This window comes from Bradyrhizobium sp. P5_C12, assembly GCF_054049735.1.
The window spans coordinates 32,177-58,066 of sequence record NZ_JBFULU010000018.1 but is presented as its reverse complement, the minus strand read 5'-3'; the positions used below and the strand labels follow the sequence as shown (position 1 = coordinate 58,066).

Genomic DNA, 25,890 nt, shown 5'->3' with positions numbered 1-25,890 from the left:
ACGGTATTACCTTAAAGTATGAGAGACCCTTTCATTCCGGTGGGTTGGCGGCCTATAAGGCCGCGCTTCCCACTCTCGCTGGCGGACACTTCCCTAGAGACCAAGAGACCACGCATGGCCGGACATTCCCAATTCAAGAACATCATGCACCGCAAGGGGCGGCAGGATGCCCAGAAGTCGAAGCTGTTCGGCAAGCTGGCGCGGGAAATCACCGTTGCGGCCAAGTTGGGGACGCCCGATCCCAACATGAACCCGCGCCTGCGTGCGGCGATCACCGCGGCGCGCCAGGAGAACATGCCGAAGGACAATATCGAGCGCGCCGTCAAGAAGGCGCTCGGCAGCGACGGCGAGAACTATGACGAGATCCGCTACGAAGGCTATGGCCCGGGCGGCGTCGCCGTCATCGTCGAGGCGTTGACCGACAATCGCAACCGCGCCGCCTCCGACATCCGCTCCTTCTTCACCAAGTCGGGCGGCAACCTCGGCGAAACAGGCTCGGTCTCCTTCATGTTCGACCGCACCGGCATCATCGAATATGACCGCAGCGTCGCCTCCGACGATGCGGTGCTCGATGCCGCGATCGAGGCCGGCGCCGACGACGTCATCTCCGGCGAGGGCGGCCATGAGATCTACGCCTCGACCGAAAGCTATCGCGACGTCGCCAAGGCGCTGGAAGCCAAATTCGGCGAGCCGCGCAAGGCCGCGCTGATCTGGAAGCCGCAGAACACGGTCGCGGTCGACGACGAGACCGGCGAGAAGCTGCTGAAGCTGATGGACCTGCTCAACGAGCACGACGACGTCCAGCACGTCTACGCCAATTTCGAGGTCTCGGACGCGCTGATGGCGAAGATGGGCGGGTAGGGTTCGTTCCGCTTGGACGGTGCACCCCCTCGCCCCGCTCTTGCGGGGAGAGGGTCGGGGTGAGGGGCTGTTTCCGCGTAGACGCTGACAGACGGACTCGCGGAGAGTCCCCCTCACCCGGAATCCGCGCTTCGCGCGCATTCCGGCCTCTCCCCGCAAGCGGGGAGAGGCGAAGGGCCGACCCCACTTCCCCTGTTACTTTCGTTCTGTTTCTGTTTCCCCCACAGCGGCCAGCCGCTATCACTGGCCCATGACCGCGCTCCCGATTCGCGTCCCCGTTCGCATCATTGGCATCGACCCCGGCCTGCGCCGCACCGGTTGGGGCGTGATCGAGTCCGAGGGCAATCGGCTCGTCTACGTCGCCTGCGGCTCGGTGGAACCGCCGGACGACCTGCCGCTCGCAAGCCGCCTGCTCGCGATCCATGAAGGGCTCGCGGCCGTGCTCTCCGACCACAAGCCGATGGAAGCCGCGGTCGAGCAGACGTTCGTGAACAAGGACGGCGTCGCGACGCTGAAACTCGGCCAGGCCCGCGGCGTCGCCATGCTGGCGCCCGCAATGTTCGGCATCACGGTGGCCGAATACGCGCCGAACCAGGTGAAGAAGACCGTGGTCGGCGCCGGCCACGCCGACAAGCACCAGATCGCGATGATGCTGAAGATTTTGCTGCCCAAGGCCGAGCCGCCGTCCGCGGATGCCGCCGACGCGCTCGCCATCGCCATCACCCACGCCCATCACCGCCAGAGCACGGCGCTGCGGCTGAAGGTGGTTGGGATATGATCGGCAAGCTCAAGGGCCTGATCGATTCCTACGGCGAGGATTATGTGCTCCTCGACGTCGGCGGCGTCGGCTATCAGGTGCATTGCTCGACGCGGACGCTGCAGCATCTGCCGTCGCCGGGCGAAGCCGCCGTGTTGTCGATCGAGACCTATGTCCGCGAGGACCAAATCAAACTGTTCGGCTTTCGCACCGACCAGGAGCGCGAATGGTTTCGCCTGCTCCAGACCGTGCAGGGCGTCGGCGCAAAAGTCGCGCTCGCCGTGCTCGGGACGCTGGCGCCCTCCGATCTCGCCAACGCCATTGCGCTACGCGACAAGGCCGCGGTGGCGCGCACGCCCGGCGTCGGCCCCAAGGTCGCTGAGCGCATCGTCACCGAATTGAAGGACAAGGCGCCGGCGTTTGCCAATGTCGATCCGGCCGTTGTGCACCTCGCCGGCGCCGTCGACGACCAGCGTGCGCCGCGGCCCGTCGCGGATGCGATCTCCGCGCTGGTCAATCTCGGCTACGGCCAGCCGCAGGCGGCCGCCGCCATCGCGGCGGCATCGCGCAGTGCCGGCGAGACTGCCGAGACCGCGCAGCTCATTCGGCTCGGCCTGAAGGAGCTCTCGAAGTGAGCGCGTCGATGGTCAATCTCGTAGGGTGGGCAAAGCGAAGCGTGCCCACCATCTGTAGAATGATCGGAGATATGGTGGGCACGGCGCGAAGAGCGCCTTTGCCCACCCTACGATCAGGCTTATCCGCATGACCACGCCCCCCCGCATGGTCACGCCCGAGCGCCGCTCCGATGACGTCGGCGACACCGCGCTGCGCCCGCAGTCGCTGTCCGACTTCGTCGGCCAGCAGCAGGCGCGCAAGAATCTCTCGATCTTCATCGAGGCGGCGCGCAAGCGCGGCGAGGCGCTGGATCACGTGCTGTTCGTAGGCCCCCCGGGCCTCGGCAAGACCASGCTGGCGCAGATCGTGGCCAAGGAGCTCGGCGTCGGCTTTCGCGCGACGTCGGGCCCGGTGATCGCCAAGGCCGGCGATCTCGCCGCGCTCCTCACCAACCTCGAAGAGCGCGACGTACTCTTCATCGACGAGATCCATCGCCTCAGCCCGGCGGTGGAAGAGGTGCTCTATCCCGCGATGGAGGACTTTCAGCTCGATCTCATCATCGGCGAGGGCCCGGCGGCGCGCTCGGTCAAGATCGAATTGTCGAAATTCACGCTCGTCGGCGCCACCACGCGCGCCGGCCTGCTCACCAATCCGCTGCGCGATCGTTTCGGCATTCCGGTCCGGTTGAACTTCTACACCATCGAGGAGCTGGAAAGCATCGTCACCCGCGGCGCGCGGGTGCTCAATGTCGGCATGAGCGCGGACGGCGCCAACGAGATCGCGCGCCGCGCCCGCGGCACGCCGCGCATCGCCGGCCGCCTGTTGCGGCGCGTGCGCGATTTCGCCTCCGCCGCCGATGCCGCCTCGATCGACCGCAAGATCGCCGACCACGCGCTGAGCGCGCTCGAGGTCGACGCCGCAGGCTTAGATGCCATGGACCGCCGCTACCTTACGACCATCGCGCAGAACTATGGCGGCGGCCCGGTCGGCGTCGAGACGATGGCCGCCGCGCTGTCCGAGCCGCGCGACGCGATCGAGGACATCATCGAGCCCTATCTGATCCAGTGCGGCTACCTCCAGCGCACCCCGCGCGGCCGCCTGCTCACCTCGCACGCCTTCCGCCATCTCGGCATCGCAGAGCCCTCGCGCGACGCGGCGCAGTTCGGCCTGTTCGGCACGGACGAGAGCGACGATTGATTTGCGCCTCCAAAGCGCTCCTTCTATCATGAATTTCCGGTAATCTTGTGCAGACGGTCTGCACAAGCGCACCCCAATTCCGCTCCAATCGGGCCGCATTACGGAAAGCGCATCACGACCGGGCTTCCATGATCACGCGCCGTCATCTCATCCGTTCCATCGGCGGTCTGTCCGCCCTCGGCATCTCGACCGCCGCCTATGGCGTCGGCGTCGAGCCGGTGCTGCGCCTTCGCGTCACCCGCTATCATCCGACCCCGCGGCAATGGCCCGTGGACTTTCCGCTGAAGATCGCCGTGATCGCCGATATTCACGCCTGCGATCCCTGGATGTCGCTGGATCGGATCGAGGCCATCGTCGACCGTACCAACGCGCTGAACGCCGACCTCATCGTGCTGCTCGGCGACTATGTCGCCGGTCTCCACCAGGTCACCCGCATCATTCCGGCCAACGAATGGGCGAGGGTGCTGGCCGGCCTGAAGGCGCCGCTCGGCGTTCACGCCGTGATGGGCAATCACGATTATTGGGACGACAAGGTCGTGCAGCGGGCCGGGCACGGGCCGACGGTGGCGCATCGCGCGCTCGAGGTGGCCGGCATTCCCGTCTACGAGAACGACGCCGTGCGCTTGACCAAGGACGGCCGCTCCTTCTGGCTCGCCGGCCTCGGCGATCAGCTCGCCTATTTTCCAGCGCAGCGTTACGGCCGCGTGCAGCGCTTCGGCGCCGACGATCTCAATGCGACGCTGGCAAAGGTGACCGACGACGCGCCGATCATCCTGCTCGCGCATGAGCCCAACATCGCGCCGCGCGTGCCCGCGCGCGTCGCGCTGCAACTGTCCGGCCACACCCATGGCGGCCAGATCCGCCTGCTCGGCTGGTCGCCGGCCGTTTCGCGGCAGCATGGCCTCCGGCTCGCCTACGGCCATTTCCGGCTCAAATGCGACGTCATCGTTTCCGGCGGCCTCGGTTGCAGCCTCATGCCGATCCGCGTCGGCGTGCCGCCCGAGATCGTCGAGGTGACGCTGGGGCGAGGGCCTGTGGTGGCGTAGTTCGGCTTGCGCGTCCGGCCGTTTTTGCGCAAAACGGGCCTCTATCTGAAAAGAAGAGGCTCGCGACGTGACAGCTCATCTCGACGGCGAGATCCGCGACGGCCGCCACCACATGCAGGTCCGCGTCTATTACGAGGACACGGACTTTTCCGGCATCGTCTATCACGCCAATTATCTGCGCTTCATGGAGCGCGGGCGGACCAATCACCTTCGCCTGATGGGCGCCGAGCAGCAGGCATTGTTCGAGCAGCCCGCGACGGAGGATGCCGGATTCGCCTTCGTCGTGCGCTCGATGCATCTGGATTTCCTCAAGCCCGCGCGGATGGACGACGTGCTCGACGTCGTGACCTGGCCGGTCGCGGTGAAGGGCGCCTCGATCATGCTGGCGCAGGAGGTGCGGCGCGGCGAGGACGTGCTGGTGAAGGCCGAGGTGCGCGTCGCCTTCATCAGCGGCGGCCGCGCCCAGCCGATCCCGAAATCGATCCGGACATTGATGAAGGCCGATCTGATTTCGTGATCGCCCGATAGGCAATCGCCTCTCGACACCGCCGTGTGCGGCGATAGATTTGCGCTCCCGTCAACCGATGAGGCCAGCCATGTCGCGCCCGCCGCTTCCGCCGTTCACGAGAGAGACTGCCGCGCAAAAAGCCCGCATGGCCGAGGACGCCTGGAATTCACGCGATCCGGTGCGCGTCTCGCTCGCCTACACCGAGGACAGCCGCTGGCGCAATCGCTCGGTAGTGTTCCAGGGCCGCGAGGCCATCGTCGCGTTCCTCACCCGCAAATGGGAGAAGGAGCACGACTACCGCCTGATCAAGGACCTCTGGGCCTTCGACGGCAACCGCATCGCGGTGCGCTTCCAGTACGAATGGCACGACGCGTCCGGCCAGTGGTATCGCTCCTACGGCAACGAGCAGTGGGAGTTCGACGAGCACGGGCTGATGCGGCGGCGCGAAGCCTCGATCAACGACATCGCGATCGCAGAGAAGGACCGCCGCTTTCACTGGCCGGCGCCGGGGCCGCGGCCGGCGGATGTGGCGGGGCTGGGGACTGACCCGTTCTGAGGCGCGCAAGCAACTTTCGCCCCTCATGGTGAGGAGCCGCGAAGCGGCGTCTCGAACCATGCAGGCCCCGCTGCCGCATCTCGGCCTCTATCCTTCGAGACGCGCGCGAGAGCGCGCTCCTCAGGATGAGGGGATGGATTTGCGCGCCAAAAACCTCGTGATCGCGCCACCCAGCTTGGCGTTGTCCATCGGCTCTGCCAGCGACGCCCTCGCCGTCGCGACGACATCCTCCGGCGCCTTGCCGTCGCGGAGCTCGCAGCACACTTGCGCGAACTCCACGTCGAACTCCGGATGCGGCTGCACGGTCAGCGTGGCGCCGTTGGCGTAGAGCAGGCCGGCATGCGGGGTGAATTCGGACGAGAGGATCGTCAGCGCGTCGGTCGGCGGCTCGATCACCTGGTCCTGATGCGAGGCGGCGATCGCGACCGCTTCGCCTTCGACGACGCCGTTCTCCGGCAGCACCTGATAGACGTGGCGCCCGATGCCCCAGCCCTTCTCCGACTTGCGCACGGTGCCGCCGAGCGCCTGCGCGATCAGCTGATGGCCGAAGCAGACGCCGACCATGGGCGTCCTGTTTGCATAGGCGGTGCGAACGAATTCTTCCAGCGGCGCGATCCAGTCCAGCCCGTCATAGACGCCGGCGGCCGCGCCGGTGATCAGCACGGCCTCCAGCTTGCCCGGATCGGGGAGTGCGTCGCCATTCGGGATGCTGACCACGTCGACTGTGGCCGCCGGATCCTCGGCGCGGACCATGCGTTCGAACATGTCCGGAAACGAGCCGTGCCGCTCGCGATATTTTTGCGGGACTTTTCCCGTCTCGATGATGGTGATGCGTGCCATGTGCCCCCCGGGTCAAAAGGTTGCGAAGCTCAGTCGCTTTCTGCCCCATGTTGCTGGTGTGGTGCTGTGCGCTCCAGCAGCGCACTCTCCTTGCGAACCTCGTTGAGAAAGGCCTTGGCGAGGCGTGACAGGGGTTCGGCTTCCGACCACAGCATGTAGGCGACCGCGCGCGTTGTCGGCGCGAATGGCCTGACGACGAGGCCGAGGCCGCCATTCTGCCGCGGCGAGAACGGATCGACCACCGCGGCGCCGACGCCGGCGGCGGCGAGCACGCAGGCGGTGTTGCAGTAGCGCACCTCGACGGTCGGCTGGAACGGCGCGCCGGCCCGGGCAAAACTGTCGCGCACGGCTTCACCGAGTCGCGTGCCGCGCTCGAGCCCGATGAAGGGCAGGCCGGAGAGATCAGCGGCCGAGATCACGGGTCTGTCCGCGAGCGGGTGCTGCGGCGGCAGCACGCACACCATCTCGCCGGTGTGCACCACCTCATGCGCGATGCCGGGATGATGCGTCAGGCCGAGCGCGAAGCCGAGCTCGGCGACACGGCTGAGCACGCCCTCGATGATGCCCTCATAGCGGCGCACGTCGAAGAAGACGCGCGTCTCGGGACGGCGTCGCAGGAAGCCAGATAGCGCAGACGGGATGATGCTGTAGGCGAGCGGCGGCGTCGCCACGATGGCAAGATGGCCGGAGCGGTTCTCGCGCAAATCGCGCACGCGGTTCTCGAGCTTGGCATGCAGCGCGAAGATCGCCTCGCTCTCCTTGTAGAGCGCCATCGCTTCCGCGGTCGGGAACAGCCGGTTGTTGACGCGCTCGAACAGCGCGAATCCCGCCTGCGTCTCCATCGTCTTCAGCGCGTTGCTGACCGCGGGCTGCGACAGCGCCAGCTCGTCCGCCGCAGCAACCGTGGTGCGATGGCGGATGACGGCACGCAGGATCTCGAGCTGACGCAGGTTCATATCACCGCCGATTATACTCTGGGCCAAAAGATCATAGCAGAACGAATTGCTTTTGCAGCCCCGCTTGCGCGTAATGGCAGCGGATTTGCACGCTGGATCAATGGGTTCATCCGCCCATTGAGGCAGCACTGCGCACAGATTGGAGGCAATCTTGGTTCGTGTCCTTCGCGCCGCCGCCGCCCAGATGGGGCCGACGCAAAAAGCCGATACGCGCGAGCATACGCTGGGCCGCATGATCGACCTGCTGGAGCAAGCGGCCGGCCGTGGTGCCAGCCTCGTGGTGTTTCCCGAGCTTGCCTTCACGACCTTCTTTCCGCGCTGGCTGCTGGAGGGCGAGGCGCTCGACCAGTACTTCGAGCGCAGCATTCCGAACCCGGCCGTCGCCAAGCTGTTCGATCGGGCGCGGGCGCTGCGTGTCGGCTTCTATGTCGGCTATGCCGAGCTGACGCCGGACGGCCGCCGCTACAATTGCGCCATCCTGGTCGACCGCGACGGCGAGATTCTCGGCCGCTATCGCAAGGTGCATCTGCCCGGTTCGGTCGAGCCGCGCCCGGGTGCGCGCTATCAGCAACTCGAGAAGCGCTATTTCGAATATGGCGACCTCGGCTTCCCCGCCTTCCGCGCCGGCTCGGCCTGGGCCCACGCCATCATGGGCATGATGATCTGCAATGATCGCCGCTGGCCGGAATCCTGGCGCGTGCTCGGCCTGCAAGGCGTCGAGCTCGTCTGCATCGGCTACAATTCGGCGGCCTATGATCCCAATGGCGGCACGACGGAAGACGGGGCGCTCCGCACCTTCCACTCGACACTGGTGACGCAAGCCAACGCCTACATGAACGCGACCTGGGCGATCTCGGTGGCGAAGGCGGGCGAGGAGGATGGTTCCGGCCTGATCGGCGGCTCCTGCATCGTCGATCCCAACGGCCGCATCGTCGCGCAGGCCGAGACGCTGGCGGACGAGGTGGTCGTCGCCGACATCGATCTCGACCTCTGCCGCCAGGGCAAGGACAAGATGTTCAATTTCGCCGCCCATCGGCGGCCCGAGCAGTACCGGGTGATCACCGAGCGCGCCGGCGTCATCGAGCCGGCCGTCCTCGACGCCGACTGAGCAAGTGGCACGGCGCTGGCAAGCGTCGTCAAAAGGAAAAGATCGGCACAGGAAGAAGATTGGCAAAGGAGCTGACATGACACGCCTCTCGCTCTCTCTCGGTCTTGCAGCGCTGGCTGCCATTGCGTCCGCCAAAGCCGCCGAACTCCCGGCGGAGATCAAGCAGGCGGGCACCCTGCGGCTGACGGTCAACTCGACCTACGCCCCGATGGAATATCGCGATCCCGCCACCAGCGAGCTGGTCGGGCTCGACATCGACCTTGCGAACGAGCTCGCCAAGCGGCTCGGCGTGAAGATCGTCTGGAGCGAGACGCCGTTCGCCGAGCTGATCCCCTCGCTCCAGACCAAACGCGCCGACTTCATCATCTCCGGCATCTCGGACCGCGCCTCGCGGCGCGAGACGGCCGATTTCGTCGACTATCTCGCGACCGGCCCGCAGTTCTTCGTCATGGCGGAGAGCGTGACCAAGGCCGCGACCGATCTCTGCGGCAAGAAGGTCGGCACCACGCGCAGCACCAGTTTCCCGGTCGAGATCGAGAAGTGGAGCAAGCAGAATTGCGAGGCGGTCGGCAAGCCGGCCATCCAGTACGTCCCGGGCGAGAACTCGATCGACGTCCGCAACCAGCTCAAGCAGGGCCGCGTCGACGCCGCCGTGCAGGGCAGCGAGACGCTGCCTTATGCGCAGACGCAGGAGCCCGGCAAATACCGCGTCGTTGGCGAGCAGTTGTCCACCGGCTATCAAGGCATCATGTTCCGCAAGGACGATGCAGCCTTGCGCGAAGTGGTGACGGAGAAGCTCACCGGCATGATCGCCGACGGCTCCTACAAGGCCGTGCTCGACAAATGGGGTCTGGGGGCGAATGCGGTCGCCCAGCCCATGCTGAACGCGGCGCCGCAATGAAGCCGGCACCGGCACTCGCGGAGGGTTTTCCCGATCTGTCGGGGATGCGGATCGCGCGCGAGCCGCACTGGTTTCGCTGGCTCAGCGCAGCCCTGATCGTCCTGGTGCTGGCGGCGATCGGGCGCGCCTTTGCAGGCGGCCAGATCGAATGGTCCTATGTCAGCCGCTTCCTGACCGCCAAGGTGATCCTCGAAGGCATCGTCAACACCATGGTGATGGCCGTGCTGGCGATGGCGCTCGGCATCTTCCTCGGTATCGTCGTCGCGATCATGCGGTTGTCGCCCAATCCGGTGCTGAAGACGGTCGCGGCCGGCTACACCTGGCTGTTCCGCGGCACGCCGCTGATCCTGCAACTGCTGCTGTGGTTCAATCTCGCGCTGGTATTCCCGACCATCGGCATCCCCGGCCTGTGGAGCGCGCGCGCCGTCGACGTCATGACGCCATTCCTCGCCGCGCTGCTCGGACTCGGCATCAACCAGGGCGCCTATACCTCCGAGGTGATGCGTGCCGGCATGCTGTCGGTCGACATCGGGCAATATGAGGCGGCGCAGGCGATCGGCATGGGACGGCTGCGCGCGTTGCGCCGCATCATCCTGCCGCAGGCGATGCGCGTGGTGATCCCGCCGCTCGGCAACGAGTTCATCGGCATGGTGAAGGCGACCTCGCTCGCGAGCGTGATCCAGTATCCGGAAGTGCTGCATAACGCAGAGAACATCTACTACGCCAATTCCCGCGTGATCGAGCTCCTGATCGTCGCCGGGCTCTGGTACCTGCTCGTCGTCTCGATCCTGACGCCGCTCCAGATGCTGCTCGAACGCCGTTTTGCACGCGGCACATTGCGGTTGGCGCGATGACAAAACCGCTCGTCGCGATCCGCTCCGTCAGCAAGAGTTTTGGAGAGTTTCAGGCTCTCAAGAACATCTCGCTCGACATCTGGCCCGGCGAGGTGATGTGTCTGATCGGCGCCTCCGGCTCGGGCAAGACCACGCTGCTCCGCTGCATCAACCAGCTCGCCGCGATCGATGCCGGCGGCATCTGGCTCGACGGCGAGCTGCTGGGGGTGCGCGAGCAGAACGGACGGCTGCATCGCCTGACCGAGCGCCAGATCGGTCGGCAGCGGCTGAAGACCGGCATGGTGTTCCAGCGCTTCAATTTGTTTCCGCACAAGACCGCGCTGGAGAACATCACCGAAGGCCCGCTCCAGGTGCAGGGCCGCAAATTCGATGAGGTGCGCGCCGAGGCGCTCGAGCTGCTCAGGCGCGTCGGGCTCGCGACCAAGGCAGACTCCTATCCCGCGCAACTCTCCGGCGGCCAGCAGCAGCGCGTGGCGATTGCCCGCGCGCTCGCCATGAAACCGATGCTGATGCTGTTCGACGAGCCGACCAGCGCACTCGACCCGGAGCTGGTCGGCGAGGTGCTCGCGGTGATGAAGGAGCTGGCGAAGAGCGGCATGACCATGATGGTGGTGACGCACGAGCTCGGCTTCGCCCGCGAGGTCGCCGACCGTGTCGTCTACATGGACCAGGGCGCGATCGTCGAGCAGGGCCGCGCCTCCGACGTGTTGGGCGCGCCGCGCGAGGAGCGCACCAGGGCATTTCTTTCGGCAGTGATCTGAATGGGGGCGTTTCGATGATCAGACTTCTTCTTGCGACGGCGCTGGCGTGCGCCACAACGGCTTCGGCAATGGCGATCGACTTGCCGGCCGAGATCGCCAAGCGCGGCAGCATCAAGGTCGCGATCGTGCCGAACTATCCGCCGATGGAGTTCCGCGATCCCGCCACCAGCGCGCTGTCCGGCTTCGATGTCGAGCTCGGCGAGGCGATCGGCCGCAAGCTCGGAGTCAAGATCGAGTGGCAGGAGACCAGCTTCGACCAGTTCATGCCGTCGATCTCGACCGGCCGCGTCGATGCGATCCTTTCGGGCTTCACGGACTACGCGAGCCGGCATGAGACGGCGAGCTTCATCGACTATCTCAAAAGCGGTCCGAACTTCTTCGTGCAGCAGTCGCGCGCGGCCGAGTTCAAGGACATGGCCGCGCTCTGCGGCAAGAAGGTTGGCGCCAGCCGTCGCACCAAGTTTCCGGCCGAGATCGCGGCCTGGAGCGAGAAGAACTGCGGTAGCGCTCCGATCGTCTTCGTCGGCACCGACGGCTCGGCCGATGCCCGCACCCAGCTCAAGCAGGGCCGCATCGACGCCGCCGTGCAGGGCAACGAGACGCTGCCTTACATCATGGACCTCGAGCCCGGCGCGTATGCGCCGGTCGGCACGCCGATCTCGCAGCAATTCACCGGCATCGCCCTGCCGGTCAAGGAAAAGGCGCTTCAGCAGGCCATGCTGGAGGCAGTCGACGCGCTGATTGCCGACGGCACCTATCGTACCCTGCTCGCCAAGTGGAAACTGAGCGACAACGCAATAGAGAAGGCGACCATCAATGCTGGACAGTAAGGCACTCCAGAGCATCCCGCTCGTTCCGGCCAACACTGCGGATCCCGCGCCGGAATACCCGTGGCCGAAGCCGTACAATTCGGCGATGTTCCTGTCGTTCGACGTGGACGCGGAAAGCGCCTGGACCAGCAAGGATGCGGTGCACGCGCAGCGGCTCATCACCATGAGCTATGGCGGCTACGAGGCGCGCGTCGGCACGCCGAAGCTGCTGGAGCTGCTCGACCAACTCGACCTCAAGGCGACGTTCTTCGTCACGGGATGGTCGGTCGATGCGCATCCGGCGATGGCCGAATCCATCCTCAAGGCCGGCCACGAGATCGGTCATCACGGCTATCACCATCTGCTGCCCGATCCCGGCGATCCCTGGATCGAGGAGGAACTGGAGCGCGGCTTCGAGGCGCTGAAGCGCCGGCTTGGCGTCAGGCCGACCGGCTATCGTGCGCCCTATGGCGAGTTCACGGAGGAGCTGCGCGCAGCACTGGTGCGCCATGGCATCGTCTACACCTCGTCGTTTCGCGACGACGTCAGGCCCTATCGCCATCGCCTCGCCGACGGCAAGCCCGGCACGATCGAGCTGCCGGTGACCGCGAGCTATGACGACTGGATGCACGGCCTCTCGGCCCGTTTCAGCCCGCGCTCGATCTTCCCCAAGGAGCATGTGCTCTCGATCTGGAAGGACGAACTCGATGAGGTGCGCGACTGGGGTGCGATGGTGACGACGGTGCTGCACCCGCAATGCAGCGGCCGTCCGATGCGGCTGCGCCTGCTGCGCGAATTCCTGACCTACGCAAAGTCGTGCCCTGACGTCTGGATCACCACCGGCGAGAAGATCGCGGAAAACTTCCTGCGCCACGAGGCCGGTAACCGCTAGGCAATGCCATGACCCGCATCCTCGTCATCAATCCGAACTCCTCCGCGTCGGTGACGGCGGCGATCGACGATGCGGTCACGCCGCTGCGAATCGCCGGCGGACCGGAGATCGAGGTGGTCGGCCTCGCCGAGGGGCCGCCCGGGATCAGCTCGCAACGCGATGCCGACAGCGTCGTGATGCCGCTGGTCAACCGCGTCACGCGCGATGATGCCGATGCCTTCGTGCTGGCCTGCTTCAGCGATCCCGGCCTGCATGCGGTGCGCGAGGCGGCAGGCCGCCGTCCGGTGATGGGGATCGCGGAATGCGGCATCTTTCGCGCGCTGATGCTGGGCGAACGTTTCGGTGTCATCGCGCTGTCGCCGTCGAGCATCCGCCGCCAGCAGCGCATGGCGCGGCTGATGGGCGTCGATAGCCGCTATGCCGGAAGCTGGTCGGTCGGCGCGAGCGCGGCGGAAACGGCGGGCGCGGACATCCGCGGCCGGTTGATCGAAGCCGGCCGCGCGCTGGTCACGCAATGCCGCGCCGACGTCGTGGTGATGGGCTGCGCCGGCATGGCGTCGCATCGCGCGGCGATTGCGGAGGCGATCGGCGTGCCGGTCGTCGAGCCGGCGCAGCAGGCCGTCGCAGCCGCGATCGGTGCAGTTTTGTTGAACACATAAGATCCTTCAGGAGCCTCTTGTAATGCCCGTCTCCCGCCGCTCGCTCCTCAAGGCCGCCGCAGCAATGCCGGCGCTGTCGTTCCCGGGCATCGTCCGCGCCGAATCCCAGACCACGCTGCGCTTCATCCCCGTCATCGATCTCGCCTTCGTCGATCCCATCTATTCGACCGCGCAGGTGTCGCGAAACCACGGCTTCATGGTCTACGACACGCTCTACGGCATGAGCTCCTCGCTCCAGGTCTCGCCGCAGATGCTGTCGGGCCAGGCCATCTCCGGCGACCAACTGCAATGGGACCTCACCCTGCGTGACAGCCTGTTCTGGCACGACGGCGAGCGCGTGCTGGCGCGCGATTGCGTTGCGAGCATCCGCCGCTGGGCCGCTCGCGACGGGTTTGGCGGCGAGCTGATCGAGGCGACGGCAGAACTGTCGGCCGCTGACGACCGCACCATCCGCTTCCGCCTCAAGCGTCCGTTCCCGCTGCTGCCGCAGGCGCTCGGCAAGGCCGCGATCAACCCCTGCTTCATGATGCCCGAGCGGCTGGCGAGCCAGGATCCGTTCAAGCCGTTGACCGAAGTGATCGGCAGCGGCCCGTTCCGCTATCTCGCCGACGAGCGCGTGCAGGGCGCCCGCAACGCCTATGCCAAGTTCGATCGCTATCAGCCGCGCAGCGACGGCAAGCCGGATTGGACCGCGGGCCCGAAGATCGTCCATTACGACCGGGTGGTCTGGACCACCACGCCCGATGCTGGCACCGGCGTCGCCGCGCTCCAGACCGGCGAGCAGGACTGGCAGGAAACCACGCCGCACGATCTGCTTCCCGTCATCAAGGCCGCCGGCGACATCGAGACGCGCATCCTCGACCCCCGCGGCTACGCCTGCATGCTGCGCCTCAATCACCTCCAGCCGCCGTTCGACAATCCCGCGATCCGCCGTGCGCTGCTGGGTGCGATCGATCAGTCCGCCTTCATGACCGCGGTTGCCGGCACCGATCCGGCCTTCCAGGTCTCGCCAATCGGCTACTTCGCGCCGGGCACGCCGATGGCCAGCGACGTCGGTCTCGACGTCTTCCGCGGGCCGCGCGATTACGCCAAGGTCAAGGCGGATCTGAAGGCCGCTGGCTACAACGGCGAGAAGATCGTGCTGCTCGTCCCCACCAATTCGCTGGCGCAAAAACCGCTCGGCGAGATCGCCGTCGACAGTCTGCGCAAGGCCGGCATGAACGTCGAATATGCCGGGCTCGATTTCGCCGTCGTGTTGCAGCGCCAGCTCAAGAAGGATCCGATCGGGCAGGGCGGCTGGAGCGCGGCGGTCGGCAACTGGCAGGGCATCGACTGGCTCAACCCGGCCGGCAACACCAACATCCGCGGCGAGGGCAAGGTCGCCGGCTGGTATGCGAGCGAGAAGATGGGGACCTTGCGCAGCCAGTGGCTGGCGGCCGCCGAGCTTGCCGAGCAGCAGCGCATCTGCCGCGAGATCCAGGCGGTGGCATTCGAGGAAATCCCCTATATTCCAATCGGCCTGTACAAGCAGCCGACCGCCTATCGCAAAGCCATCACCGGCATTCTCGACGGCACCGCCGTCTTCTGGAACGTACGCCCCGCATGAGCACCACAGCAATCTTCGGCAGCTATGTGCTGTCACGGAAAGACGGCGCGCAGGACGTGTTGCGCGACCATTGGGTCCTGGTCGAAGGCAAGAAGATCGCCGCGATCACGCGCGACAGGCCGCGTGCGGATCAAACTTACGACCGTCCCGGCCGCTTCGTTCTGCCGGGCCTGCTGAATCTGCACAATCACTGTTTCAGCGAGGCGGTGGCGCGCAGCCACAGCGAGGACGGCAACGGCCGCAAGAACAACCAGAGCATCGTCTACACAGTGCTGCTGCCGCTGACCAAGCGCGGCGCCGATATCTTGTCGGCGGAAGAACGCATGGCGGTCGCGCGGCTCGGCATCCTCCAGCTCCTCAAGGGCGGCGCCACCACGGTGATGGAGCCGTTCCGCAATTCGATCCCCGAGATGTTCGACGCGGCGGAAGAGATGGGCATCCGCTTCTACGGCGCGCCCTATCTCTTCTCCACCTCCGACGCCAAGGCCGGTCCGGACGGCGTGGTTCAGTACTCCGGCGACGACGGCGCCGCCGACATGGCGACGTGGGACGCGCTCTATCAGCGCTGGAACAATCGCGGCGACGGCCGCATCGGCCTCGCGATGAGCCCGCATGCGACCGACACCTGCGGCCCCGACCTGCTGAAGGCCTGCGCCACCCGGGCGCGCGAGCTCGGCGTGCCCATCACGACGCATATGGCGCAGAGCCGTGCCGAGGTCGAGACCATCGGCAAGCGCTATGGCGGCCGCACGCCGGCGCAATATCTCGACTGGCTCGGCCTGCTCGCGCCCGATCTCATGGCGGCGCATTGCATGTTCAGCACCGACGACGACCTCAAGCTGATGGCCGCGCGCGGCATGACCGTGCTGAACTGCCCGCGGGTGTTCGCGCGCGCCGGAATCACCGCGGCGTTCAGCCGGTTCGCAGAGCACGGCGTGCGCACCGTGGTCGGCACCGACGGCTACAACATGGACCTGCTCGGCGAGCTCAACGCCGCCTCGTTGATCTCCAAGGTCACATCCCAGCGTGCCGACGTCGCCAACTCGCCCGAACTGATCGAGGCGAATACGGCGATTGCCGCCGACGTCATCAGGCGGCCGGACCTCGGCCGGATCGAGCCGGGCGCGACCGCCGATCTCACCGTGGTCGATCTCACCCATCCGCATCTCCAGCCGCTGTTCGATCCGCGCCGCGCGCTGATCGCGCTCGCCAACCGCGCCAATATCGACCAGGTCGTGGTCGACGGCCGCGTGCTGGTCGATGCCGGCCGCTATGTCGGCGCGGATGAGGCGGCGATCACAGCGGCAGGCAGCGCTGCGATCGGCAAGATCTGGGACCTGCCGGAGGCGCAGGCCGCGTTCAACGGCTGAGGGTCGCCTTGTAGCTGGCTTTGCGAGCCGGATGGCGTCCGATCTTGGCAGCACAGTGCCCGGCCCCTCACCCGGATTGCTTCGCAATCCGACCTCTCCCCGCGACAGGGCGGGGAGAGGTTAAGACTCGCGGCACGCGACACCCGTTCAGCTGGCCTTTGGAGTGAGGGACGCGCCGCTCTCTCACTCCCTCGCCCCGTTCTTACGGCGAGAGGGTGGGGTGAGGGGCTGTCTCCGCAATCGAAACTCTCGATCTAATCCTCAAACTCCGCGAGCGACTTGCGCATGGTCTCGACCAGATCCAGCGCCACCGGCGAGGGGCTGCGCTGCGCCGGAAAGACCGCGGAGAATTCGAAGTCGATGCGCGGCAGGAAGCGGCGCACGACGACGCCGCGGGTGGAAAATTCCTGCGCGGTGAAGGGATCGCAGATGGCGACGCCAAGGCCTGACGACACCATGCCGCACATGATCTCCGACAGCGTGGTCTCGACCCTGAGCACGCGGCGGACATCGTGGCGATGGAAAACCTGGTCGACCAGGTGCCGGCTCGACGACCCCGCAGACAGCGAGATGAACGTCTCGCCCTCGAAGTCGCGCGGCTCCAGCACTTCCTTCTCCGTGAGGCGGTGACCGGTCGGCAGCACCGCGACGCGCGCCGGCGCTGGCAGCCTTTGGCTCGGCAGGCCGGAATGCGCGATCGGCACCTCGGCAAAGCCGACGTCGCACTGATTGTTCAGCACCCAGTCGACCACGATCGGCGAGATCACGCCGAAGAAGGCAAGGTTGAGGTTCGGCCGCTCCTTCAGAAAGTGACCGGTAAGCCGTGGCAGATAGCCGTTCGACAGCGCTGGCAGTGCTGCAATTCGCAATGAGCCGGTGCGGCGGCCGCGGATTTCTTCCGCCGCTGCGGTGATGCGTTCGAGTCCGACGAAGGAGCGCTCCACTTCGGTATAGAGCGCCATCGCCGCGGCGGTCGGCACGAGGCCGGTGCCGCGCCGTTCGAACAACTCCATCTTCAACAGCGCCTGGAGGTCGCGCAGCAACCGGCTGACCGCCGGCTGCGTCACGGTCATCAGCGCCGCCGCCTCGGTCACGCTGCCGGTCAGCATCGTCGCGCGGAAGGCCTCCACCTGCCGGGAATTGATCCGGGCCATCCCAAATTCCATTCATAACATTTAGGCATGCAGAGGGTGCCATTATTCATTGGACGATGGAAGCTCGGGTTTGCGATCTTTTTCATCAGGACTGGAGACAGCCCGCTTTTTCGGCAGATTGGAGGGGTTCAAACCTCCGGATCGCGTCAAAACCGCCGACCAGGGGCCGGAGCCCTGATCGGGGAGGCGTTTGCGCGGAAGGAAATGCGGCAACGCGCTTCAGCCAGCGAGACTCGTCGGCACGTCAGCTCATTCCGGTATTGGAGATCGGTCCACATGAAGACTCTTCGCCTTCTGACAGCGGTCAGCATCGCGGCGCTCATTGCCGCCCCGTCGGTCGCCTCGGCCCAGCAGAAAACCCTCTATGTCGCCGGCTACGGCGGCTCGTTCGAGAAGACCATCCGCGACGAGGTGATCCCCGCCTTCGAGAAGCAAAACGGCGTCAAGGTCGAATACGTCGCCGGCAACTCCACCGACACGCTGGCAAAGCTCCAGGCCCAGAAGGGCAACCAGCAGATCGACGTCGCCATTGTCGATGACGGCCCGATGTACCAGGCGATCCAGCTCGGCTTCTGCGGCAAGCTCGACGGGGTGCCGGCCGACCTCTACGACACCGCACGCTTCAAGGACGATCGCGCGGTGGCGATCGGCATCGTCGCCACCGGCCTGATGTACAACACCAAGGTGTTTGCCGAGAAGGGCTGGGCGCCGCCGACCTCGTGGAACGATCTGAAGGACACGAAATACGCCAAGCAGCTCGTCATCCCGCCGATCAACAACACCTACGGTCTCGAAGCGCTGGTCATGCTGTCGAAGATGAATGGCGGCGGCGAGTCCAACGTCGATTCCGGTTTCAAGATCTTCAAGGAGCAGATCAATCCGAACGTGCTCGCCTATGAGCCGTCACCCGGCAAGATGACCGAGCTGTTCCAGTCCGGCCAGGCCGTGATCGCGGTGTGGGGCACCGGCCGCGTGCAGAGCTTTGCCAATACCGGCTTCCCCGTCGACTTCGTCTACCCGAAGGAAGGCGCCGCGACGCTGCTGACGACGGCGTGTCCGATCACGAAGCCCAATGCCTCGCCGCTTGCCGGGAGCTTCATCAAGATGCTGCTCGACCCAAAAATCCAGCTCGTGCTGCTGAAGGACTACGGCTACGGCCCGGTGCTGAAATCGCTGGTGGTACCGCCGGAGCTCGGCAAGATGGCGCCGATCGGCGAGCGCGCGGCAAAGCTCTATAATCCGGACTGGACGGTCATCAACGAGAAGCGCGAGGAGTGGACCAAGCGCTGGAACCGCGAGGTCGAACGCTGATCGGTCATAGCGGAGACAGTGCCATGGCCTATCTCGAGCTCGATCGGGTCGGCAAGCAGTTCGGGGCGCAGACTGTGGTCGACGACTTCAGTCTGGCGGTGGGGAAGGGGGAATTCGTCTCCTTCCTCGGCCCCTCCGGCTGCGGCAAGACCACGACCCTTCAGATGATCGCGGGCTTCCTCGATCCCACGCGCGGCGCGATCCGGCTGGAGGGCAAGGACCTGGCCGCGATCCATCCCGCCAAGCGCGGGCTCGGCATCGTGTTCCAGAGCTACGCGCTGTTTCCGCACATGACCGCGGCCGAGAACGTCGCCTTTGGCCTCGAGATGCGGAACGTGCCACGCGCCGAGCGGACCGAGCGCGTCCGCTCCGCGCTCGCGATGGTCGGCCTCGCCGGCTATGAGGACCGCCATCCGCGCCGCATGTCCGGCGGACAGCAGCAGCGCGTGGCGCTGGCGCGCGCGCTGGTGATCAAGCCGAGCGTGCTGCTGCTCGACGAGCCGCTGTCCAACCTCGACGCCAAGCTGCGTGAGGAGATGCAGATCGAGCTGCGCCAGATCCAGCGCACCATCGGCACCACCACGATCCTGGTCACCCACGACCAGAACGAGGCGATGTCGCTGTCCGACCGCATCGTGGTGATGAGCCAGGGCAAGATCGAGCAGATCGGCACGCCGCAGGAGACCTACGAGCGTCCGGCCTCGGCCTTCGTCTCGCAGTTCTTGGGCAAGACCAACGATTTTGCCGCGACGGTCGATCGGACCGCGACGCCCGCGAAGCTGGTGGCGGGCTCCTGGAGCGCGCCGGCGCCGGCCGGTCTCAGTGGCCCCGTGACGGTCAGCATTCGCCCTGAACGTATTGGCTTTGGCGACGCGGGGCTCAACGCAAAAATCGTCATGCGCATCTTCCAGGGCAATCATTGGCTATTCCAGTGCGACAGCGAATGCGGCCCGGCGATCGTGATCCGCCAGAATGACGGTGAGCGGCAGCCGGCCGAAGGCGAGGCGGTCCGCCTTGCCTGGCGGCCGGAGGACATGAGCGTGCGCACTGGGGTTGCCGCATGAGCGCGGTCGCGGCCACGGCTCCGCAGGGTACCGCCGAGAAGCGCAATGCGCGCGCGCCATGGGCGCTCACCGCACCCGCCTTGATGCTGTTCGTCGGCGTGCTGCTGATCCCGCTGGCGATGACGGTGATGCTGTCGTTCCACGATTGGGGCCAGTACAAGGGCATCGAGCCGGTCTTCATCCTCAAGAACTGGCGCGAGATCGCGACCGATCCCTACTACGCCGAGATGTTCGGGCGGACCTTTCGCATCGCGATCCTGACCACGCTGCTCACCGCATTGTTGGGCGCGCCCGAAGCCTACATCCTCAACCGCATGAGCGGTCGCTGGAAGAGCTTCTTCCTGCTCGTGATCCTCGGGCCGCTCCTGATCTCCGTGGTGGCGCGCACGCTCGGCTGGGCGTTGCTGTTCGGCGGCAACAACGGCCTCGTTAACAAGCTCCTGATGTCGGCCGGGATGATTCGTGCGCCGATTCCGTTCATGTTCACCGAGACCGGCATGGTGATCGCGCTGGCGCATGTGATGATGCCGTTCATGGTGCTGTCGGTGTGGGCGGCGCTGCAGCGTCTCGATCCGCAGATCGAGAACGCCGCGATGTCGCTCGGCGCCGGACCTGTGACCATCATCCGCCGCATCATCATGCCGCAGATCATGCCGGGCGTGCTGTCGGGCGCGATCATCGTGTTCTCGCTCTCGGCCAGTGCCTTCGCGACGCCTGCGATCATCGGCGGCCGCCGGCTCAAGGTCGCGGCGACGCTCGCCTATGACGAGTTTCTCAACACGCTGGACTGGCCGCTTGGTGCTGCGGTCGCCACGCTGCTGCTGGTGGCGCTGGTTCTGATCGTGGTCGGCAGCAATGCGCTGATCGAGCGGCGCTATGCCGAGGTGTTCCGATGAGAAGGAACGGACCGCTGGCTCTGATCTTCCACACCATCTTCGTCATCGTCATGGTGGCGCCGATCCTGGTGGTCTGCCTCGTCGCCTTCACGCCCGAGGGCTATCTGTCGCTGCCGACCAACGGCTTCTCGCTGCGCTGGTTCAGGACCATCGCCAACTACCCCGAATTCATCCATGCCTTCTGGGTCAGCCTGGGGCTCGGGGCGCTGTCCTCCTTCGTCGCGCTGCTGTTCGCGGTGCCGGCGGCGCTGGCGATCGCGCGCTATCGCTTCCGCGGCCGCGATGCGCTTGCAGCTCTCTTCCTGTCGCCGCTGATGATTCCGCATGTCGTGCTCGGCATCGCCTTCCTGCGCTTCTTCACCTCGGCCGGGATGGGTGGCAGCTTCGCGGCGCTGATCATCGCGCATGTCATCATCGTGTTTCCGTTCGCGCTGCGGCTGACGCTGGCGGCCGCGACCGGCATGGACCTCTCGGTCGAGATGGCCGCGGTCTCGCTCGGCGCCGGCGGCTGGACGCTGTTCCGCCGCGTCACGCTGCCGCTGATCCTGCCCGGCGTCATCAGCGGCTGGGCGCTCGCCTTCATCCAGTCCTTCGACGATTTGACCATGACCGTCTTCCTTGCAGCACCCGGCACCGAGACGCTGCCGGTGCGCATGTTCCTCTATATCCAGGACAACATCGATCCGCTGGTGACGTCGGTCTCGGCCTGCGTGATCGCGATCACCATGACCGCCCTCATTCTGCTCGACCGCTTCTACGGGCTCGACCGTGTGCTCGCCGGCAAGGGCGATACGGGACGATAGGAGAACTCATGTCAGGGGATTACGACGTCGCCGTCGTCGGCGGCGGATTGCTCGGCTCCGCCATTGCCTGGGGCCTCGGCCGGCTCGGCAAGAGCGTCGCCGTGCTCGACGAAGGCGACATCACCAAGCGCGCCTCGCGCGCGAACTTTGCGCTGGTCTGGGTGCAGAGCAAGGGGCTGGGCATGCCGGCCTATACGGTCTGGACCGTGCAGGCGTCACAGGCGTGGAGCCGGCTTGCCGCGGAGCTGAAGCAACAGACCGGCCTCGATGTCTCGCTCCAACAGAACGGCGGCTTTCATCTCACGCTCGGCGAGGACGAATTCGGCCAGCGCACTGAACTCGTCAAGCGCATGCACAACCAGGCCGGTGCGGCCGACTACAAGATGGAGATGCTCTCCGCATCCGAGGTGAAGAAGGCGTTGCCGCTGATCGGGCCGGAAGTCTCCGGCGGCAGTTTTTGTCCGCTCGATGGTCACGTCAATTCGCTGCGCACGTTTCGTGCTTTCCACACCGGCTTTAGGGCATTCGGCATCGATTATTTTCCGGAGCGTCCGGTTTCGGCGATCAGCAAGAGCGGCGGTGAGTTCCACCTCACCACGCCGAAGGGCGAGCTCCGCGCCGCCAAGATCGTGCTCGCGGCCGGCAATGCCAACCAGACGTTGGCGCCGAAGGTCGGCCTCTACGCGCCGATGGGGCCGACCCGCGGCCAGATCGTGGTGACCGAACGCACCATGCCGTTCCTGCCGCATCCTTTGACCACGATCCGCCAGACCGACGAGGGCACGGTGATGATCGGCGACAGCAAGGAAGATGAGCTCGACGACCGCGCGCTGAAGCATTCGATCAGCGGCGTGATGGCCGATCGCGCGCAGCGCATGTTCCCGCATCTGGCGCGGCTCAACGTGGTCAGGAGCTGGGCCGGCATCCGCGTCATGCCGCAGGACGGCTTTCCGATCTATGACCAGTCGGAGACGCATCCCGGTGCCTTCGTCGCCTGCTGCCATTCCGGCGTGACGCTCGCCTCCAACCACGCCTTCGAGATCGCGCGCATGGTCGCAGCTGGCGCGCTCGAGCCGGAGCTGGTCGGGGCGTTCTCGGCAAGCCGTTTTGCGAGCGATCGCGCTGCGAACAACAGCGGCTACTAGAGATATCAAGGAGCCAAGAGGCATCCCATGTTTAGACGATCCGAACAGGACAAACGCCCGCAAGTGCAGATCTTCGTCGATGGCGTTGCCGTCGCGGCGCGACAGGGCGACACCGTTTCCGCTGCGCTGCTGGCCTCGAGCTGCGACGCACGGCGTTCGACCGCGGTGAGCGGCGCGCCGCGGCTGCCCTATTGCATGATGGGCGTGTGCTTCGACTGCCTCGTCACCATCGATGGCGTCGGCAATCGCCAGGGCTGCCTGGTGCCGGTCGCCGAGGGCATGCAGATCGAGATCCAGAAGGGCAAGCGGGAGATCGGAAAATGACCATGGCTCCCAAGCGCGAAGATTACGATGTGGTGGTGATTGGCGCCGGTCCCGCTGGGCTTGCTGCTGCCGCGACATCCGCCGAAGCCGGCTTGTCGACGCTGCTGCTCGACGAGAACATCGGCCCTGGCGGCCAGGTGTTCCGCGCCATTTCTTCGACGCCGGTGACCGAGCGCGATCAGCTCGGCGCCGACTATTGGGTCGGTGCTGACCTCGTGCAGTCGCTGCGCGCGAGCAATGCCGAGGTCATTCATCGCGCCACGGTCTGGAGCCTCGACCGCAATCTCGACATCGCCGTCTCCATCGGCGGCGCCTCGGCCTTCGTCAAGGCGAAGCGAGTGATCCTTGCGACCGGCGCGCTGGAGCGGCCGTTCCCGATTCCCGGTTGGACGCTGCCGGGCGTGATGACCGCGGGTGCCGCGCAGACCATGCTGAAATCGTCGGCGCTGGTGCCGGACGGACGCACCGTGATCGCGGGGCAGGGGCCGCTGCTCTGGCTGCTTGCCGCGCAGATCCTTCGTCTCGGCGGCCGCATCGACCGCATCCTCGACACCACCGAGCGCGGGAATTATTTTGCAGCGCTGCCGCACGCCTTCGCCTTCCTGACTTCGCCTTATTTCACCAAGGGCCTGTCGATGATGCGCGAGGTGAAGGCGAAGGTGCAGGTCGTCTCCGGCGTCACCGAGCTTGCAGCGTCCGGTGACGGCCAGCTCGCGAGCGTGAGCTATGTCGCGGGCGGCAAGCGTGAGACCATTCCTGCGGATCTGTTGCTGCTGCATCAGGGCGTCGTGCCCAACGTCAATCTGGCGATGGCGGCCGGAATCGAACACCGCTGGGACGAGCTGCAATTGTGCTGGTCGCCGGTGCTCGATGCGAGCGGCAATTCGTCGGTCGCCGGCATTGCGATTGCCGGCGATGGCGCCGGCATCGGCGGTGCCAATGCCGCCGTCGTCCGCGGCCGCGTCGCGGCGCGCGCGGCGGTGGAGGCGTTGGCGCCCGCGGCTGCTGCGAAGCTCCCGGCAATGGCGGCGCTCCGCGCCGATCTTGCCAAGGCCGAGCGCGGCCGCGTCTTCCTCGACACGCTGTTCCGCCCCGCGCCGCAGTTCCGCATTCCCTCGGGCAACACTATTGTCTGCCGCTGCGAGGAAGTGACAGCAAAGGACGTTCTCGATTCTGTCGCGATCGGTGCGACCGGGCCGAACCAGCTCAAGGCCTATCGCCGCACCGGCATGGGGCCGTGCCAGGGCCGGCTCTGCGGCCTCACCGTCACCGAGCTGATGGCGCAGGCGCGGGCCAAGAGCCCGCAGGAGATCGGCTATTACCGGCTGCGCGCGCCGGTGAAGCCGATCACGCTCGCCGAACTCGCCGCCGTTCCGAAGAGCGAAGACGACATCAAGGCGGTGGTGCGCGGATGACCAAAAACGTGGATGCGATCGTCATTGGCGGCGGCATCCACGGATGCTCGACGGCGCTGCATCTGTGCCTTGCCGGCCTGAAGCCGGTGCTGATCGAGAAGGACTATGCCGGCCGGCACGCCTCCGGCGTCAACGCCGGCGGTGTGCGCCAACTCGCACGCCACATCCCCGAAATTCCGCTCTCGATCCGCTCGATGGGAATCTGGGAGAAGATTTCAGAGCTCGTCGACGACGATTGCAGCTTTGAGAGCTATGGCCAGGTCCTGGTTGCGGAGAACGAGGACGAGCTTGCGGTCTGCCGCGCCCGCGTCGCCGAGCTGAACGCGCTCGGCTTCACCCACGAGGAACTGATCGACGCGACTGAACTACGTCGGCTGGTGCCGGCGGTGGCCGAGACCTGTCCGGGCGGCGTGGTGTCGCGCCGCGACGGCGCGGCCAATCCGGCGCAGACCACGACCGCGTTCCGGCGCAAGGCCGAACAGCTCGGTGCCAGTGTTCGCGAGGGCGTGGCCGCCAGCAACATCCGGTACAGCGATGGCCTCTGGCACGTCGATGTCGGCACCGAGAGTTTTGCCGCGCCGGTGCTGGTCAACGCGGCCGGCGCCTGGGCCGGAAAGATCGCGGCTGCGCTCGGCGAGCCGGTGCCGGTCGAGACCGTGGCGCCGATGCTGATGATCACCTCGCGCGTGCCGCACTTCATCGATCCCGTCGTGATCCTGCGCGGGCGAAAGCTCTCCTTCAAGCAATTCAAGAACGGCACCGTGCTGATCGGCGGCGGCCATCTGGCGACGCCCTATCAGGACCGCAACGAGACTGTGCTGGACTGGAAGAGCCTTGCGACCAGCGCCCGCACCGTGTTCGAGCTGTTTCCGGTGATGCGCAGCGCGACGATCGTGCGCGCCTGGGCCGGCATCGAAGCCAAGATGAAGGACGATATCCCCGTGTTCGGGCCGAGCTCCCGTCACAAGGGCCTCTATCACCAGTTCGGCTTCTCGCTGCACGGCTTCCAGCTCGGCCCCGGCGCCGGCGCCGTGATGGCGGAGCTGATCGTCAACGGCGGCACCCAGACCCGCGTCAGCGATCTCGGCATCGACCGCTTCCATCCCTCCACGCTCTAGCAACAAGAGGACATCATGAGCATCACCCGCAGCATCCGCACGCCCATCATGCACCGCGCCGTCGAAGCCAACGGCTTCGTCTTCCTCGGCGGCACCATCGCCGACGACACCTCGGTCTCGATGGGCGACCAGACCCGCAACATCCTCGGCAAGATCGCCGGCTATCTGAAGGAAGCCGGCACCGACAAGTCCCGAATCGTCAGCGCCTCGATCTTCGTCACGGATCTTTCCAAGAAGAAGGAGATGGACGCGGCCTGGACCGAATTCTTCGGCGACAATCTGCCCACCCGCGCCACCGTCGGCGTCGCCGATCTCGGCGGCAGTGCGCTGATCGAGGTGGTGGTCACCGCGCTCAAGGGCTGAC

28 protein-coding genes are annotated in these 25,890 nt (G+C 66.2%); 25 read left to right on the top strand and 3 right to left on the bottom strand.

All coding sequences use genetic code 11. The features are described from left to right. The first annotated feature begins 114 nt into the window (after positions 1 to 114). The 7 genes from ACXJMY_RS18045 to ACXJMY_RS18015 all read left to right on the top strand — a co-directional run bounded on the left by ACXJMY_RS18045 (position 115) and on the right by ACXJMY_RS18015 (position 5,540). Positions 115 to 861: a YebC/PmpR family DNA-binding transcriptional regulator gene (locus ACXJMY_RS18045; RefSeq protein ID WP_456620689.1), complete on the top strand. Its 747-nt coding sequence runs from the start codon at positions 115 to 117 to the stop codon at positions 859 to 861. A gap of 250 nt (positions 862 to 1,111) precedes the next feature. Further along, a complete protein-coding gene (ruvC, locus tag ACXJMY_RS18040) occupies positions 1,112 to 1,639 on the top strand; it encodes a crossover junction endodeoxyribonuclease RuvC (RefSeq protein ID WP_456620688.1) in 528 nt (175 codons plus the stop codon). After that, positions 1,636 to 2,253 (top strand): Holliday junction branch migration protein RuvA, encoded by a 618-nt coding sequence (gene ruvA / locus ACXJMY_RS18035; RefSeq protein WP_456620687.1) that lies wholly within the window; start codon positions 1,636 to 1,638, stop codon positions 2,251 to 2,253. Before ruvC ends, ruvA begins: the two co-directional genes overlap by 4 nt. A gap of 127 nt (positions 2,254 to 2,380) precedes the next feature. Next, positions 2,381 to 3,430, top strand: a complete 1,050-nt coding sequence (gene ruvB, locus ACXJMY_RS18030) for a Holliday junction branch migration DNA helicase RuvB (RefSeq protein WP_456620686.1) — start codon at positions 2,381 to 2,383, stop codon at positions 3,428 to 3,430. A gap of 128 nt (positions 3,431 to 3,558) precedes the next feature. Continuing rightward, the gene (locus tag ACXJMY_RS18025) at positions 3,559 to 4,476 is read left to right on the top strand and encodes a metallophosphoesterase (protein ID WP_456620685.1); all 918 of its coding nucleotides are present in this window, start codon (positions 3,559 to 3,561) and stop codon (positions 4,474 to 4,476) included. 112 nt (positions 4,477 to 4,588) lie between these two features. Then, positions 4,589 to 4,993: a tol-pal system-associated acyl-CoA thioesterase gene (gene ybgC / locus ACXJMY_RS18020; RefSeq protein WP_244550181.1), complete on the top strand. Its 405-nt coding sequence runs from the start codon at positions 4,589 to 4,591 to the stop codon at positions 4,991 to 4,993. A gap of 79 nt (positions 4,994 to 5,072) precedes the next feature. Continuing rightward, positions 5,073 to 5,540 carry a nuclear transport factor 2 family protein gene (locus tag ACXJMY_RS18015; RefSeq protein ID WP_456620684.1) on the top strand — a complete coding sequence of 156 codons (468 nt, stop codon included), beginning with the start codon at positions 5,073 to 5,075 and terminating at the stop codon, positions 5,538 to 5,540. A 120-nt stretch (positions 5,541 to 5,660) separates the two neighbouring features. Here ACXJMY_RS18015 and ACXJMY_RS18010 read toward each other — a convergent pair whose 3' ends face one another. After that, positions 5,661 to 6,380, bottom strand: a complete 720-nt coding sequence (locus tag ACXJMY_RS18010) for a type 1 glutamine amidotransferase (protein WP_456620683.1) — start codon at positions 6,378 to 6,380, stop codon at positions 5,661 to 5,663. Positions 6,381 to 6,409: 29 nt separating this feature from the next. Then, complete coding sequence (locus tag ACXJMY_RS18005; RefSeq protein ID WP_456620682.1) at positions 6,410 to 7,336, bottom strand: LysR family transcriptional regulator; 927 nt, start codon at positions 7,334 to 7,336, stop codon at positions 6,410 to 6,412. Between the two features lie 151 nt (positions 7,337 to 7,487). Between ACXJMY_RS18005 and ACXJMY_RS18000 the strand changes: the two genes are divergently transcribed. From ACXJMY_RS18000 to ACXJMY_RS17960, 9 genes are all read left to right on the top strand, one after another. Beyond that, positions 7,488 to 8,444 (top strand): N-carbamoyl-D-amino-acid hydrolase, encoded by a 957-nt coding sequence (locus tag ACXJMY_RS18000; RefSeq protein ID WP_456620681.1) that lies wholly within the window; start codon positions 7,488 to 7,490, stop codon positions 8,442 to 8,444. Between the two features lie 76 nt (positions 8,445 to 8,520). Beyond that, positions 8,521 to 9,345, top strand: coding sequence for an ABC transporter substrate-binding protein (locus ACXJMY_RS17995; RefSeq protein ID WP_456620680.1), 825 nt, complete (start codon positions 8,521 to 8,523; stop codon positions 9,343 to 9,345). After that, on the top strand, positions 9,342 to 10,199 hold the full coding sequence (locus tag ACXJMY_RS17990) for an amino acid ABC transporter permease (protein WP_456620679.1): 858 nt from the start codon (positions 9,342 to 9,344) through the stop codon (positions 10,197 to 10,199). The genes ACXJMY_RS17995 and ACXJMY_RS17990 overlap by 4 nt, the downstream gene beginning before the upstream one ends. Beyond that, complete coding sequence (locus ACXJMY_RS17985) at positions 10,196 to 10,960, top strand: amino acid ABC transporter ATP-binding protein (RefSeq protein WP_456620678.1); 765 nt, start codon at positions 10,196 to 10,198, stop codon at positions 10,958 to 10,960. Before ACXJMY_RS17990 ends, ACXJMY_RS17985 begins: the two co-directional genes overlap by 4 nt. 14 nt (positions 10,961 to 10,974) lie before the next feature. Next, positions 10,975 to 11,790, top strand: a complete 816-nt coding sequence (locus tag ACXJMY_RS17980; protein WP_456620677.1) for an ABC transporter substrate-binding protein — start codon at positions 10,975 to 10,977, stop codon at positions 11,788 to 11,790. After that, positions 11,777 to 12,661, top strand: coding sequence for a polysaccharide deacetylase family protein (locus tag ACXJMY_RS17975; RefSeq protein ID WP_456620676.1), 885 nt, complete (start codon positions 11,777 to 11,779; stop codon positions 12,659 to 12,661). The genes ACXJMY_RS17980 and ACXJMY_RS17975 overlap by 14 nt, the downstream gene beginning before the upstream one ends. 8 nt (positions 12,662 to 12,669) lie before the next feature. Continuing rightward, a complete protein-coding gene (locus ACXJMY_RS17970; protein WP_456620675.1) occupies positions 12,670 to 13,320 on the top strand; it encodes an aspartate/glutamate racemase family protein in 651 nt (216 codons plus the stop codon). A 22-nt stretch (positions 13,321 to 13,342) separates the two neighbouring features. Beyond that, positions 13,343 to 14,926, top strand: coding sequence for an ABC transporter substrate-binding protein (locus ACXJMY_RS17965; protein WP_456620674.1), 1,584 nt, complete (start codon positions 13,343 to 13,345; stop codon positions 14,924 to 14,926). Beyond that, the gene (locus ACXJMY_RS17960; protein ID WP_456620673.1) at positions 14,923 to 16,296 is read left to right on the top strand and encodes an amidohydrolase family protein; all 1,374 of its coding nucleotides are present in this window, start codon (positions 14,923 to 14,925) and stop codon (positions 16,294 to 16,296) included. The genes ACXJMY_RS17965 and ACXJMY_RS17960 overlap by 4 nt, the downstream gene beginning before the upstream one ends. Before the next feature lie 254 nt (positions 16,297 to 16,550). On the opposite strand, the gene ACXJMY_RS17955 is transcribed toward ACXJMY_RS17960, so the two are convergent. Next, a complete protein-coding gene (locus tag ACXJMY_RS17955; RefSeq protein WP_456620672.1) occupies positions 16,551 to 17,450 on the bottom strand; it encodes a LysR substrate-binding domain-containing protein in 900 nt (299 codons plus the stop codon). A 276-nt stretch (positions 17,451 to 17,726) separates the two neighbouring features. Between ACXJMY_RS17955 and ACXJMY_RS17950 the strand changes: the two genes are divergently transcribed. Genes ACXJMY_RS17950 through ACXJMY_RS17910 form a run of 9 tightly spaced genes read left to right on the top strand, consistent with a single transcriptional unit; the run spans position 17,727 to position 25,889 of the window. Next, entirely contained in the window at positions 17,727 to 18,761 is a 1,035-nt protein-coding gene (locus ACXJMY_RS17950) for an ABC transporter substrate-binding protein (protein ID WP_456620671.1), read from the top strand. A 23-nt stretch (positions 18,762 to 18,784) separates the two neighbouring features. Then, complete coding sequence (locus ACXJMY_RS17945) at positions 18,785 to 19,825, top strand: ABC transporter ATP-binding protein (protein ID WP_456620670.1); 1,041 nt, start codon at positions 18,785 to 18,787, stop codon at positions 19,823 to 19,825. Continuing rightward, positions 19,822 to 20,721 (top strand): ABC transporter permease, encoded by a 900-nt coding sequence (locus ACXJMY_RS17940; protein ID WP_456620669.1) that lies wholly within the window; start codon positions 19,822 to 19,824, stop codon positions 20,719 to 20,721. Before ACXJMY_RS17945 ends, ACXJMY_RS17940 begins: the two co-directional genes overlap by 4 nt. Then, positions 20,718 to 21,524 (top strand): ABC transporter permease, encoded by an 807-nt coding sequence (locus ACXJMY_RS17935; protein ID WP_456620668.1) that lies wholly within the window; start codon positions 20,718 to 20,720, stop codon positions 21,522 to 21,524. The genes ACXJMY_RS17940 and ACXJMY_RS17935 overlap by 4 nt, the downstream gene beginning before the upstream one ends. An 8-nt stretch (positions 21,525 to 21,532) precedes the next feature. Beyond that, entirely contained in the window at positions 21,533 to 22,669 is a 1,137-nt protein-coding gene (locus ACXJMY_RS17930; RefSeq protein WP_456620667.1) for an NAD(P)/FAD-dependent oxidoreductase, read from the top strand. Positions 22,670 to 22,696: 27 nt separating this feature from the next. Next, positions 22,697 to 22,993, top strand: coding sequence for a (2Fe-2S)-binding protein (locus ACXJMY_RS17925; RefSeq protein WP_456620666.1), 297 nt, complete (start codon positions 22,697 to 22,699; stop codon positions 22,991 to 22,993). Further along, positions 22,990 to 24,408 (top strand): FAD/NAD(P)-dependent oxidoreductase, encoded by a 1,419-nt coding sequence (locus tag ACXJMY_RS17920; RefSeq protein ID WP_456620665.1) that lies wholly within the window; start codon positions 22,990 to 22,992, stop codon positions 24,406 to 24,408. Before ACXJMY_RS17925 ends, ACXJMY_RS17920 begins: the two co-directional genes overlap by 4 nt. Next, entirely contained in the window at positions 24,405 to 25,526 is a 1,122-nt protein-coding gene (locus ACXJMY_RS17915) for an NAD(P)/FAD-dependent oxidoreductase (RefSeq protein ID WP_456620664.1), read from the top strand. The genes ACXJMY_RS17920 and ACXJMY_RS17915 overlap by 4 nt, the downstream gene beginning before the upstream one ends. 15 nt (positions 25,527 to 25,541) lie before the next feature. Next, entirely contained in the window at positions 25,542 to 25,889 is a 348-nt protein-coding gene (locus ACXJMY_RS17910) for a RidA family protein (RefSeq protein ID WP_038951035.1), read from the top strand. The last annotated feature ends 1 nt before the right edge of the window (position 25,890 follow it).

Excerpts from the sequence above, each read along its gene's own strand:
- ACXJMY_RS17915 (WP_456620664.1), top strand. The coding sequence starts at position 24,405 with ATGACCAAAAACGTGGATGCGATCGTCATTGGCGGCGGCATCCACGGA.
- ACXJMY_RS17955 (WP_456620672.1), bottom strand. The coding sequence starts at position 17,450 with ATGGCCCGGATCAATTCCCGGCAGGTGGAGGCCTTCCGCGCGACGATG.
- ACXJMY_RS17975 (WP_456620676.1), top strand. The coding sequence starts at position 11,777 with ATGCTGGACAGTAAGGCACTCCAGAGCATCCCGCTCGTTCCGGCCAAC.
- ACXJMY_RS17950 (WP_456620671.1), top strand. The coding sequence starts at position 17,727 with ATGAAGACTCTTCGCCTTCTGACAGCGGTCAGCATCGCGGCGCTCATT.
- ruvC (WP_456620688.1), top strand. The coding sequence starts at position 1,112 with ATGACCGCGCTCCCGATTCGCGTCCCCGTTCGCATCATTGGCATCGAC.
- ACXJMY_RS17960 (WP_456620673.1), top strand. The coding sequence starts at position 14,923 with ATGAGCACCACAGCAATCTTCGGCAGCTATGTGCTGTCACGGAAAGAC.
- ACXJMY_RS17985 (WP_456620678.1), top strand. The coding sequence starts at position 10,196 with ATGACAAAACCGCTCGTCGCGATCCGCTCCGTCAGCAAGAGTTTTGGA.
- ACXJMY_RS17925 (WP_456620666.1), top strand. The coding sequence starts at position 22,697 with ATGTTTAGACGATCCGAACAGGACAAACGCCCGCAAGTGCAGATCTTC.
- ACXJMY_RS17995 (WP_456620680.1), top strand. The coding sequence starts at position 8,521 with ATGACACGCCTCTCGCTCTCTCTCGGTCTTGCAGCGCTGGCTGCCATT.
- ACXJMY_RS17935 (WP_456620668.1), top strand. The coding sequence starts at position 20,718 with ATGAGAAGGAACGGACCGCTGGCTCTGATCTTCCACACCATCTTCGTC.
- ACXJMY_RS18015 (WP_456620684.1), top strand. The coding sequence starts at position 5,073 with ATGTCGCGCCCGCCGCTTCCGCCGTTCACGAGAGAGACTGCCGCGCAA.
- ACXJMY_RS18010 (WP_456620683.1), bottom strand. The coding sequence starts at position 6,380 with ATGGCACGCATCACCATCATCGAGACGGGAAAAGTCCCGCAAAAATAT.
- ybgC (WP_244550181.1), top strand. The coding sequence starts at position 4,589 with ATGCAGGTCCGCGTCTATTACGAGGACACGGACTTTTCCGGCATCGTC.
- ACXJMY_RS18005 (WP_456620682.1), bottom strand. The coding sequence starts at position 7,336 with ATGAACCTGCGTCAGCTCGAGATCCTGCGTGCCGTCATCCGCCATCGC.
- ACXJMY_RS17930 (WP_456620667.1), top strand. The coding sequence starts at position 21,533 with ATGTCAGGGGATTACGACGTCGCCGTCGTCGGCGGCGGATTGCTCGGC.
- ACXJMY_RS17965 (WP_456620674.1), top strand. The coding sequence starts at position 13,343 with ATGCCCGTCTCCCGCCGCTCGCTCCTCAAGGCCGCCGCAGCAATGCCG.
- ACXJMY_RS17940 (WP_456620669.1), top strand. The coding sequence starts at position 19,822 with ATGAGCGCGGTCGCGGCCACGGCTCCGCAGGGTACCGCCGAGAAGCGC.
- ACXJMY_RS17920 (WP_456620665.1), top strand. The coding sequence starts at position 22,990 with ATGACCATGGCTCCCAAGCGCGAAGATTACGATGTGGTGGTGATTGGC.
- ACXJMY_RS18045 (WP_456620689.1), top strand. The coding sequence starts at position 115 with ATGGCCGGACATTCCCAATTCAAGAACATCATGCACCGCAAGGGGCGG.
- ACXJMY_RS17970 (WP_456620675.1), top strand. The coding sequence starts at position 12,670 with ATGACCCGCATCCTCGTCATCAATCCGAACTCCTCCGCGTCGGTGACG.
- ACXJMY_RS18025 (WP_456620685.1), top strand. The coding sequence starts at position 3,559 with ATGATCACGCGCCGTCATCTCATCCGTTCCATCGGCGGTCTGTCCGCC.
- ACXJMY_RS17945 (WP_456620670.1), top strand. The coding sequence starts at position 18,785 with ATGGCCTATCTCGAGCTCGATCGGGTCGGCAAGCAGTTCGGGGCGCAG.
- ACXJMY_RS17910 (WP_038951035.1), top strand. The coding sequence starts at position 25,542 with ATGAGCATCACCCGCAGCATCCGCACGCCCATCATGCACCGCGCCGTC.
- ACXJMY_RS17980 (WP_456620677.1), top strand. The coding sequence starts at position 10,975 with ATGATCAGACTTCTTCTTGCGACGGCGCTGGCGTGCGCCACAACGGCT.
- ACXJMY_RS17990 (WP_456620679.1), top strand. The coding sequence starts at position 9,342 with ATGAAGCCGGCACCGGCACTCGCGGAGGGTTTTCCCGATCTGTCGGGG.
- ruvA (WP_456620687.1), top strand. The coding sequence starts at position 1,636 with ATGATCGGCAAGCTCAAGGGCCTGATCGATTCCTACGGCGAGGATTAT.